The 10,398-nt window shown below is 69.7% G+C and carries 9 protein-coding genes and 1 tRNA gene; 8 read left to right on the top strand and 2 right to left on the bottom strand.

Going from position 1 to position 10,398, the window contains the following annotated elements; genetic code table 11:
- Window positions 1–30: 30 nt before the first annotated feature.
- Window positions 31–819 (top strand): hypothetical protein, encoded by a 789-nt coding sequence (locus tag BUB75_RS09180; RefSeq protein ID WP_143175092.1) that lies wholly within the window; start codon window positions 31–33, stop codon window positions 817–819.
- Between the two features lie 28 nt (window positions 820–847).
- Here BUB75_RS09180 and BUB75_RS09175 read toward each other — a convergent pair whose 3' ends face one another.
- Window positions 848–1,330: an OsmC family protein gene (locus BUB75_RS09175; protein ID WP_073254258.1), complete on the bottom strand. Its 483-nt coding sequence runs from the start codon at window positions 1,328–1,330 to the stop codon at window positions 848–850.
- Between the two features lie 21 nt (window positions 1,331–1,351).
- Window positions 1,352–2,302: a DMT family transporter gene (locus BUB75_RS09170; RefSeq protein ID WP_073254254.1), complete on the bottom strand. Its 951-nt coding sequence runs from the start codon at window positions 2,300–2,302 to the stop codon at window positions 1,352–1,354.
- Between the two features lie 293 nt (window positions 2,303–2,595).
- Here BUB75_RS09170 and BUB75_RS09165 point away from each other — a divergent pair, with 293 nt between their 5' ends.
- From BUB75_RS09165 to BUB75_RS09135, 7 genes are all read left to right on the top strand, one after another.
- The gene (locus BUB75_RS09165) at window positions 2,596–4,053 is read left to right on the top strand and encodes a uracil-xanthine permease family protein (RefSeq protein ID WP_084740563.1); all 1,458 of its coding nucleotides are present in this window, start codon (window positions 2,596–2,598) and stop codon (window positions 4,051–4,053) included.
- Window positions 4,054–4,176: 123 nt separating this feature from the next.
- Window positions 4,177–5,061, top strand: coding sequence for an FAD binding domain-containing protein (locus BUB75_RS09160; protein WP_073254251.1), 885 nt, complete (start codon window positions 4,177–4,179; stop codon window positions 5,059–5,061).
- Complete coding sequence (locus BUB75_RS09155) at window positions 5,061–5,543, top strand: (2Fe-2S)-binding protein (RefSeq protein WP_073254248.1); 483 nt, start codon at window positions 5,061–5,063, stop codon at window positions 5,541–5,543. Before BUB75_RS09160 ends, BUB75_RS09155 begins: the two co-directional genes overlap by 1 nt.
- Entirely contained in the window at window positions 5,543–7,954 is a 2,412-nt protein-coding gene (cutA, locus tag BUB75_RS09150) for an aerobic carbon-monoxide dehydrogenase large subunit (protein WP_073254245.1), read from the top strand. The genes BUB75_RS09155 and cutA overlap by 1 nt, the downstream gene beginning before the upstream one ends.
- Window positions 7,955–8,710, top strand: a complete 756-nt coding sequence (locus tag BUB75_RS09145; RefSeq protein ID WP_073254242.1) for an SRPBCC family protein — start codon at window positions 7,955–7,957, stop codon at window positions 8,708–8,710.
- 79 nt (window positions 8,711–8,789) lie between these two features.
- Window positions 8,790–9,689 (top strand): carbon-nitrogen hydrolase family protein, encoded by a 900-nt coding sequence (locus BUB75_RS09140; RefSeq protein ID WP_073254239.1) that lies wholly within the window; start codon window positions 8,790–8,792, stop codon window positions 9,687–9,689.
- 430 nt (window positions 9,690–10,119) lie between these two features.
- A tRNA-Trp gene (locus BUB75_RS09135) sits at window positions 10,120–10,193 on the top strand.
- Window positions 10,194–10,398 lie beyond the last annotated feature (205 nt).

Genomic DNA, 10,398 nt, shown 5'->3' with positions numbered 1-10,398 from the left:
AGCACGCTCCGTGGAGAGGAACGTCGCGGTATGAGAACTGGGCTCCGGAGGGTGGGTCGGGACGTCGCGCGCGGACGGCATCTCGAGGTCTACGTCGTTGCCGCCCTCGCGCTCACGTTCGCGACGCTCAGCGTCGTCGGTGACGTCGTACCCGACAACCTCCGGTGGGCCGCGCTGCTGGCCGGGATGGCGCTGCTGGTGTATCGGATCACGGTTCCCGAACCGGTCGGCTCGGTTGCGAAAGTCTTCGGCGACCGAACGGCGTTCGAGGAGGTACCGCTCGCAGCGCGGCTGAAAGCGGCGACCGAGGTGTGGGTGTTTGCGCCGTCCGGCGTCAACTTCCTCTCGATGCCGCACCTCGACCTGCTGCGCAAGACGGTGCTGGCCCGGGGCGGCGATGTCCGGGTCGTCGTCCTCGACCCGGCAGCGAAGGACGCGGTCGCGCTCGCGGTGCGACAGCTCGACCGTTCGGTCACCTACCCGCTGCAGGACTTCCGGGAATCGCTCACCACCGTGTTGCGGCACCTGGGTTCGGTGTCGACGTGGCAGGTCAACGGCAAGTTCGAACACCGGCTGCTCGACTACAACCCGGGCTTCAGCATCGTCGCCGTCGATCCCCAGAAGCGGCACGGCCGGGTCATCGTCGAATTTCACGGGTTTCACAACGAATCGACCGTGACCCGGATGCACCTCGAGCTGAGGCGGGCCGATAGCGAGCGCTGGTACGCGTATTGGGTGGAGCAGTTCGAGTACATCTGGGCGGCGGCACGTCGTCCGGCGGATGACTCCACGTGCGCCGACGATCCGGCTGCGGTCTGAGGAACCGCAGCCGTACGACGAACCGGCGTCAGCGTTCGGCTACCTCGACGACCGGTTCGTGGCGGACCGGGAAGTTCACCGAACTCGCGATGAAACAGCGCGCGCTCGCGTCGCGGTGCAGACGGACGGCGAGGTCATGCTTGCCCGCGCTCTCCCGCGCCAGCATCACCCGGGGCCGCAGCACGACCTCGGTGAAGCGCCCCCCGCCGCCGGGCGTCTGCGTCATCAGTCCGGTGGGCGCGTCCGCGTACGCGATGACCGTCACCCCGGCCTCGACACAGACGTGCAGGTACGACATCAGATGGCAGCCGGAGAGGGCGGCGACCAGCAGGAGTTCGGGGTTCCACCGGTCGGTTTCGCCGCGGAACGCCGGATCGGACGACCCCTCCAGCGGGGGACGACCTGGCGCCGTCACCTCGTGCGCTCGGCTGTACGCCCGATACGCGCTGGTTCCGGTGCCCTGGTTGCCCGTCCAGACCAGGCCCAACTCATAGTTGTGGACCGCTACCACCCTGCTGCTCTCCTCATGAGGTTAGGAATTCGTCGGAATCTCGGGCCGCTGCTGGGTGCCGGGCTCGCCGCTGTCGTCGATCGTCGTACGCCGTGGCGAACGGGTCAGCGCGACACCGACCAGCACGACCGCGGTGCCGACGATCGTGCTCGGCGTGATCTGTTCCCCCAGCACCAACCAGCCCAGCACGGCGGCGACCACCGGCAACAGGTAGAGGACGACGGACGCCGCCGGCCCGACGTCCGCGACCTGGCGGATGTTGAGCACGGTCGCGAGCCCGGTGCAGAACGCGCCGAGTGCGATCGTGGCAACGACCACGTCCGGCCCCAGCCGGACGCCGTCCAGCGAGTGCGGACCGGCGACCGGGAGCGCGATCAGCGCGAGCGCCGTTCCGGCCACCAGCTGGCCCGCGGCCAGCGCGATCGGCGGCCGGTCGATCCGGCTCAGGTACCGGTCGATGTACACGTAACTGGCGCCGTAGCTGGCGGCCGCGATCAGTCCGAGGATCGTCGGCACCGCGGGCAGCCGCTCACCGGGCGGCCAGGCACCGACCACGAGCAGCGTTCCGACCAGCCCCGCGAGCAGACCGGCGACGTACCGCCGTGGCACCCCCGCGACGCCGCCGAGGCAGACGCCGATGGCCAGCGTCCAGAGCGGCGTGGTCGCGTTCAACATGCCGCCGATGTGTGAGTCGATCGAGCGCACCGCGTACGCGAACAACAACAGCGGGATCACGTTGCCGATCGCCGCGACCACGGCGAGGTGTATCCAGACCCGCGGCTCAGCGGGGATCCGGATGCCGCGGAACCGGCAGATCGCCAGCAACAATGCCGAACCGAGCGCGAGCCGGACCACGGTGAGAACGCCCGGCGGGAGGCCGCGCAGTGCGATGGCGGCCCAGAGAAAACTCGACCCCCACAGTGCTGCCAGCACTACCAGCCGGACGAAAGCTGCGCGTCCGGTAATCCCCATAGTGTTACCGACGCTAGGGCTTGCGACCGGTTCACTTGATACCGCTGTGACTGCGCCCGAATCAGCCGAGCGTCGCTCAGACTCGTGTCGTTCATGTTGCAGTTACATCACGTGGGCGACATTTACTGACAGACCGGCAACCCCGTGGGCAGGTTCCGCCAACCGGAGGCGCCCGAGTCGGTGCTGTCTTGACCATGAGACCCAGGTCACCATGGCCGGATATTCGTCGTCATCTCCGAGGGTTGCCGCAGGCTGCCCTCATACCGGGGCGGCGGATAAGGGGTACTGAGAAGATGGCTCTCTTTGGGTGGAGTGTCGTACACGGAGGCAAAGCGCCGCCGCCGGGTGAGGTCGTCCGGCCGGACGAACGGCTCTCCTGGCCCCGGACGATCGGCCTCGGCGCGCAGCACGTGGTCGCGATGTTCGGAGCGACGTTCGTCTTCCCGCTGATCATGGGGCTGAACCCGCAGCTCGCGATCATGATGAGCGGTATCGCGACGATCATCTTCCTGCTGATCGTGAGCGGGAAGGTGCCGAGCTACCTCGGTACGTCGGCATCGTTCGTCGGTGGTGTCGCGGCGATCCGCGCGCAGGGCGGCGACTCGGCCGAGGTGACCGGCGCGATCCTCGTCGCGGGTGTGGTGCTCGCGCTCGTCGGTGTGCTGATCCACTTCGTCGGCTCGCGGGCCATCTACAGCGTGCTGCCGCCGGTCGTGACCGGTGCGGTCGTCATGCTCATCGGCTTCAACCTCGCGCCGGTGGTGGCCGGCACGTACTGGCCGCAGGACCAGTGGATCGCGCTGATCACGATGCTGTTCGTCATCGTGGTCGCGGTCGGCGTCCGTGGCTTCCTCGGCCGGATCGCGATCTTCCTGGCCCTGATCTTCGGGTACGGGCTGTCCTGGGTCTTCGACCGGATCTTCGGTCAGATCACGTCCTACGACGCTGCCGCCGCCAAGGAGACGACGCACTGGCGCGTGAACTGGGACGGCGTCGAGGCGGCGGACTGGATCGGCTTCCCGCCGCACACCTCGGGTGATGTCGTCGGCTGGCACACGCCGACGTTCTCGATCGCGGCGATCCTGCTCGTGCTGCCCGCCGTGATCGCGCTGATCGCGGAGAACGCCGGCCACGTCAAGGCCGTCGCCGAGATGACCGGTGACGACCTCGACCCGGTGATGGGCCGTGCGATCGCCGGTGACGGTGTCGGCACGGTGATCGCGTCCGCGGTCGGTGGCTCGCCCACCACGACGTACGCGGAGAACATCGGCGTCATGGCCGCGACCCGCGTGTACTCGACCGCGGCGTACTACGTGGCCGCGATCGTCGCGATCCTGTTCGGGTTCTCGCCGAAGTTCGGCGCGGTCGTCTCGGCGACTCCCGGTGGTGTTCTCGGCGGCATCACGGTCGTGCTCTACGGCATGATCGGCCTGCTCGGCGCGAAGATCTGGAAGGAGAACCGGGTCGATTTCGCCAACCCGATCAACCTGGTGCCCGCCGCGGCCGGAATCATCATCGGTATCGGTGGCGTGAGCCTGGTCTTCACCGACGACTTCTCGCTCTCCGGCATCGCGCTGGGCACGATCGTGACCGTGGCCGGCTTCCACATCGCGAAGGCGATCGCTCCGCCGCACCTGAAGGAGCTGTGGCTCGCCGAGCGTTCGGCGACACCTGGCCCGGTGAAGGACGACAAGGACGCCGGGGGCGCGGTCCTCGTCGTCGATGAGCCCGGCGCGTACAAGGAGCCGTAACCCGCAGGGGCGGCTGACCAGCCCCCGGCGGCGACCTACCGGCCGCCGGGGGATCACCTCTCCGGAGCACGTGACCAGCGACGTTGCTGGGCCGCTCTGGACTTCCTGGGGGACTATCGCGGCATGAAACCATCGGCGTTCGAGTACCACCGTCCGGAGACGCTCGCGGAGGCGCTGAGCATCCTGGCCGAGCTGGGTGCGGACGGGAAGGTGCTGGCCGGAGGCCAGAGTCTGGTTCCGATGCTCAACATGCGGCTGGCTGCGCCCGCCCATCTGGTGGACGTCAACCGGCTCTCCGAACTCTCTCGGATCGACGTGACGCCGGACGCGGTCACCGTGGGGGCGATCGCCCGCCACGCCGAGGTCGAGCACTCCGCGGACGCCGAGCGGGTGCTGCCGCTGCTGCGCCAGGCGCTCACGCACGTCGCCCACCCGACGATCCGCAACCGCGGCACCACGGTCGGCAGCATCGTGCACGCCGACCCGGCCGGTGAGATGCCGTCGGTGCTCGCGCTGCTGGGCGGCTCGGTGCAGCTGGCATCGGCGTCCGGGTCGCGCGTCGTTCCGGTCGACGACTTCTTCCTCGCGCCGCTGGAGTCGGCCACCCGTCCCGGTGAGCTCGCGACCAGCGTGACGTTCCCGATCCCGGCGGGGCACACCGGCACCGCGTGGCTGGAGGTGTCCCGCCGTCACGGCGACTACGCGATGTGCGGTCTCGGCGCGCTGGTGACGCTGGACGAGGACCTGCGGATCGCGTCCGCTCGGGCCACGTACGTCTCGATGGGGCCGACGCCGGTGACCGTGGACTTCACGGAACTTGTCGTAGGCCGTTCCTACGATGCCGCTGATTGGGCCGCTGCTGCGCGGCTCGCGGGCTCGTCCGTCGAGCCCGAGGAAGACATTCACGCCACCGCCGAGTACCGGCGGCACCTCGCCGGCGTGCTCACCGGCCGGGCGTTGAAGGCTGCTGCCGCGCATGCGGTGGCTCGAACGGAGGTTCCGGCCTGATGAGTGACCACGACGTCACGTTCACGGTCAACGGGGTGCCCCGCACCGCGTCCGTGCCCGCCCGCCGGTTGCTCGCCGATGCGCTCCGGCACGACCTCGAGCTGACCGGCACCCACCTCGGGTGCGAGCACGGCGTCTGCGGCTCGTGCACGGTGCTGGTGGACGGCCGTCCGATGCGTTCCTGCCTGTTGTTCGCGGTGAGCGTCGACGGTGCCGAGATCACGACGGTCGAGGGGTGCCGCGCCCCGGATGGCGGGCTCGGCCCGGTTCAGCAGGCGTTCGTCGACTGCCACGGCCTCCAGTGCGGGTTCTGCACGCCGGGCTTCGTCACGACGATCACGGCCTACCTCGAGGACAACCCCGACCCCACGGAGGAAGAGGCCCGGGAGGCGATCGGCGGCAACCTCTGCCGGTGCACCGGCTACCAGAACATCGTGAAGTCGGTGCTGCGGGCGGCGGAGATCAAGAAGGAGTCGGCGTAATGGCGACCCGTGCGTTCGGGGTTCCGATGACCCGGCGGGAGGACCCCCGCCTGGTGTCCGGCAACGGTCGTTATTTGGACGATTTGGGCGAGGGCGCGCTCGCGGTGGCGTTCGTCCGCTCGCCCCACGCCCATGCCCGCATCGTCGACGTCGACGTCACCGCCGCGCTCGACGTCGAGGGTCTGGTCGCGATCTACACCTACGACGACCTCGCCGACGATCCGAACCCACGGGTGTCCGAGCCCCTCCCGCTGCTGATCCCGCACCCGGCGCTGCACGCTCCCCGGGTGACCACCCCGCTGGCCGACGGCATCGCACGGCACGTCGGCGAAGCCGTCGTCATGGTCGTCGCGACCGACCGCTACATCGCCGAGGACGCGTGCGAGCGGATCCAGGTCGAGTACGAGACGTTGCCGGCGGTGGTCGGTATTCCCGCCGCGATCGAAGCCGCGCACCGCGTCCACGGCGACGTACCCGACAACGTGTCCGCGCACCTCGTCCAGGAGGTCGGGGACGCGCCGGCCGCGATCGCCGCCGCACCGCACACGCTCAGCCTCGACCTGGACATCGAGCGGTCGGCGTCGATGCCGATGGAGGGCAAGGGCGTCTACGCCCGCTGGGACGCCGCCGACCGGTCGCTGCGCGTCTACACCTCGACGCAGGCCTCGACGTCGGTGCGGTTCGCGCTGGCGGCCAAGCTCGACCTGCCGGTGGACCGGATCGACGTGATCGCGCCGGACGTCGGCGGTGGGTTCGGCGTCAAGATCGTGCACCCCTGGCCCGAGGAAGTCCTGATCCCGTGGGCGGCGGTGAAGCTCAACCGCGAGGTCAAGTGGGTCGAGGACCGCCGCGAGCATTTCATCAGCTCGACGCACGAGCGGGGCCAGCTGCAGAAGGTCACGGTCGGCTTCGACGACGAGGGGCACGTCCTCGGGCTCGACGTCGAGTTCTGGCACGACAACGGCGCCTACACGCCCTACGGCATCATCGTGCCGATCGTCACGTCGACCCAGTTGCTCGGGCCGTACAAGCCCGGTGCGTACCGGGTCGAGTTCCGGTCGATGTACACGAACACGGTGACGGTCACGCCCTACCGCGGTGCCGGGCGTCCACAGGGTGTGTTCGCGATGGAACGCACGATGGACGCGATCGCCGACCGTCTCGGGCTCGACCGGGCGGTGGTGCGGGAACGCAACTTCATCCAGCCCGAGGACATGCCGTACGACCACCAGCTGACGTTCCAGGACGGGCGGCCGCTGATCTACGACTCCGGCGACTACCCGACGTCGCTGGAGAAGATCAAGGCGCTGGTCGGCTGGGACGAGTTCGAGGCCATCCGGGACGCCGCCCGGGCCGAAGGGCGGCGCGTCGGCATCGGGCTCGCCTGTTACGTCGAGGGCACCGGCCCCGGGCCGTACGAGGGCGCGTTCGTCCGGGTCGAGACGACCGGCAAGGTCGTCGTCGCGACCGGCCTCACCACCCAGGGCCAGGGTCACGAGACCGTGTTCGCGCAGATCGCGGCCGAGGAGCTGGGAGTCCCGGTCGACGACGTCTCGGTGACCACCGGCGACACCAGGCGGTTCAAGTACGCGGTCGGCACGTTCGCGTCCCGCGCCGCGGTGATGAGCGGCAACGCGGTGGCGCTGACCGCCCGGAAGGTGCGCGCGAAGGCGTTGAAGATCGCCGGTGAGGCACTGGAGGCCGACCCGAAGGACCTGGAGATCGTCGACGGCGTCGTGCGGGTGAAGGGCGTCCCGCCGGAGGCACACGAGGGCATCCCGCTCCGCACGGTCGCGGTCCTCTCGAACCCGCTGCGGTACGCGTTCGACGAGGAGGCGAAGCGGGCCACCCAGTTCGCGGGCACCGCCGATCTGAGCAAGCCGCCGATCGACGAGGACGACGAGCCGGGGCTGGAGGCCACCGACTACTACTCGCCGATCCGTTCGACGTTCGCCAGCGGTATGCACGCCGCCGTGGTCGAGACCGACCCGGAGACCGCCGAGATCAAGATCCTGCGCTACTGCGTCGTGCACGACTGCGGGACGCTGATCAACCCCCGGATCGTCGAGGGCCAGATCCACGGCGGCGTCGCTCAGGGGGTCGGCGGCGCACTGTACGAGCGCATCGTCTACGACGAGAACGGCCAGCCGCTCAACGCGTCCTACATGGACTTTCTGATTCCGTATGCGTCCGAAGTACCGAAGGTGGAGACCGACCACCTGGAGACGCCCTCACCGCTCAACCCGCTCGGGGTGAAGGGCGCCGGCGAGGCCGGCGTCATCCCCTCCGCGGCACTGTTCGCCTCGGCCATCTCGGACGCGGAGGGCTTCTTCGTGACACGGATGCCGATCTCGCCGTCCGAACTGTGGGCCCTGCGCGAGCAGAACGCTCTGCTGGAAGGAACCAAATAGATGAAGGTCAACGGCAAGGCCACGCTCAACGCCCCGGTGCAGCGGGTGTACGACGCGCTGAACGACCCGGCCGTGCTGGTCCGCACGATCCCGGGCTGCCAGCAGTTGGAGCAGGTCGGCGACGACGCGTACCGGATGACGGTGACGGCGGGGGTGGCGTCGATCAAGGGCTCGTACGTCGGTGACGTGCGGCTGACCGACCAGCAGGCGCCGACCTCGTTCGTCCTGCGGGCGAAGGGCGCCGGTGCGCCCGGCACGGTCTCCGCCGACGTGCTGGTGACGCTGGAGGACGGTGCGAACGGCACGACGCTGCTCTCGTACGCCGCGGACGCGGTGGTGGGCGGCGCGGTCGGTGGGGTCGGGCAGCGCGTGCTGTCGGGGGTCGCGAAGAAGACCGCGGGCGAGTTTTTCGCAGCGGTCGATTCGCTGCTGAACGCCCCGGCCGAGGCGGCGGTCGTCTCCGCGGAGGGCGGCACGGTCCCGGGCGCCGAGGCGCAGCCCGCGGGCGCGGCGGCGGGAAGCCCGGCGGCCGGAGGTTCGGCAGCGGGCGCAGTGGCCGACGGCGCGTCGGCCGTCCTCCCGTCGGGCGCCGGGGCGGCTGCCGCGCCGGGGCCGCGGGTGTTCACGGCCCCGGCGAAGGCTGCTGCGGCCGACGGCGGCGTGCCGCTGGGCTTCGTCCAGGGCGCCGCGTTCGGTGCGGGCATCGCGCTGCTGGGCGTCCTGGTCGGCGGCCTGATCGGACGACGCCGCTCATGAGCGGCGGGCTCGCGCAGGCAGCCGGACCGGCGCGCCTTTCGCGCGGCGGTCGGGACGCAGCGCCGAAGGCGCGGCGCTGGTGAAGGCGTTCACGGCTGCGGCGATTCAGGTCGCACCAGAGCCGGGGCCGCTGACCCCGGCGACGGTGGCGGCCAACCTGGAGCGGTGTGCCGACTACGTGCGGCGTTGCGTCGAGGAGACCGGCGCGGAGCTGCTCGTGCTGCCGGAGACCGCGACCACGGGCTTCACCACCGGTGTCTCGCCGGACGAGCTGTGGGACGTCGTCAGCGAGATCCCGGGGCCGGTGACCGCGCCGGTCCAGGAGGTCGCCCGGGAACTCGGCGTCCACGTCGTGCTGGGCACGTACGAGCGGGGTTACGACCGGGGCACGGTCTACAACACCGCGGCGCTGATCGGGCCGACCGGCGACGTACTGGGCACCTACCGCAAGACGCACCTGTTCTGCGGTGAGGGCCGGGGCGACGGCGGCTGGGTGACGCCCGGCGACCGGGCGATCGTCGTCGACACCGAACTCGGCAAGATCGGGCTGATCATCTGCTTCGACGGCGACTACCCGGAGCTGTCCCGGATCGAGGCGGTGCTCGGCGCCGAGGTGATCTGCCGCCCCTCGGCGCTGCTCCGCTCGGCCGACCTCTGGGAGCTGACCAGCCGGGCGCGCGCCTACGACAACCACGTGTTCCTGGTCGGGGCGAACGCGACCGGCGTCGACCCCGGCGGAACGATCTACTTCGGCAACTCGCTGATCGTGACGCCGATCGCCGAGGTGCTGGCGCGGGGCGCCTCGCACCAGGGCTGGGTCACCGCCCGGCTCGACCCGGAGACCGCGATGAGCTCGCTGACCCCGGGCTCGAGCGTCAAGCAGCGGTTCGACCACCTGGCCGACCGGTCGTTGACCGTGATCGAGCGGCACATGGACGAGCTTCGGGCCCCGGCCAAGACCCCGTTCCCGCACGGCTGAGTCACCAATCTCAACGGACGCGTTTCCCCGGTTCCGCCGGGGAGACGCGTCCTGCGTTTTGAAATAGCGCGGCGAATTCCTGCGCTGCTATTGATTCCCGGCGGGGCGGCTACGCATAATTGGCTTGGCGGTCGGACGGCCGGCCACTAACGTCTACGTCAGCACCGAGCACCATCGACAGAGGATCAGGAGACCGCGATGTCGGGGACCCGCATGAACGCCGAGCAGCAAATGTGGCTGCTCAGCGAGGGTGTCCCGTGCGTCCGGTACCCCTCCTGCTCGACCAATGGCCTGCAAGAACCGCACCGGGAACGGTGGCGAAGCTAGCGCACTCAGCGCCTGCTGACGCCGCCCCTCCCAGTCGGGATCGGGGCGGTTTTCTTTTATCGCCAATTGTTTATTCGTGCTGCCCGGAAATTGTTTCCCATCTATGGGTGTAGCTCAAATTGGTAGAGCGCCGGCCTCCAAAGCCGGATGTTGCGGGTTCGATTCCTGCCGCCCATGCGCACCACCCCGGCTTACCGGCGGACCTGATCCTTGAGAACTGCACAGTGGATGGCACGTACACGGCGCCGACCCGTGTCGGCGCGGTGCCGGGCGTCCCCGTCCCCGCGGGGGAGGGCGCCCGGCGAATCTGGAGCGAGGGAGACGGAAACCCGCGCACCTTGGAAGTGCGAGAAACCCGGTTCAACTCCGGGGCTCCAGACGT

The organism is Cryptosporangium aurantiacum, from assembly GCF_900143005.1.
In the GTDB taxonomy this organism is placed as follows: Bacteria; Actinomycetota; Actinomycetes; order Mycobacteriales; family Cryptosporangiaceae; genus Cryptosporangium; species Cryptosporangium aurantiacum.
The sequence above is the reverse complement of the archived record's forward strand: the minus strand, read 5'-3'. Positions and strand labels throughout refer to the sequence as shown.

Coding starts and splice junctions, on each gene's coding strand:
- BUB75_RS09160 (WP_073254251.1), top strand. CDS start 4,177: ATGAAACCATCGGCGTTCGAGTACCACCGTCCGGAGACGCTCGCGGAG.
- BUB75_RS09155 (WP_073254248.1), top strand. CDS start 5,061: ATGAGTGACCACGACGTCACGTTCACGGTCAACGGGGTGCCCCGCACC.
- BUB75_RS09165 (WP_084740563.1), top strand. CDS start 2,596: ATGGCTCTCTTTGGGTGGAGTGTCGTACACGGAGGCAAAGCGCCGCCG.
- BUB75_RS09145 (WP_073254242.1), top strand. CDS start 7,955: ATGAAGGTCAACGGCAAGGCCACGCTCAACGCCCCGGTGCAGCGGGTG.
- BUB75_RS09180 (WP_143175092.1), top strand. CDS start 31: ATGAGAACTGGGCTCCGGAGGGTGGGTCGGGACGTCGCGCGCGGACGG.
- BUB75_RS09170 (WP_073254254.1), bottom strand. CDS start 2,302: ATGGGGATTACCGGACGCGCAGCTTTCGTCCGGCTGGTAGTGCTGGCA.
- cutA (WP_073254245.1), top strand. CDS start 5,543: ATGGCGACCCGTGCGTTCGGGGTTCCGATGACCCGGCGGGAGGACCCC.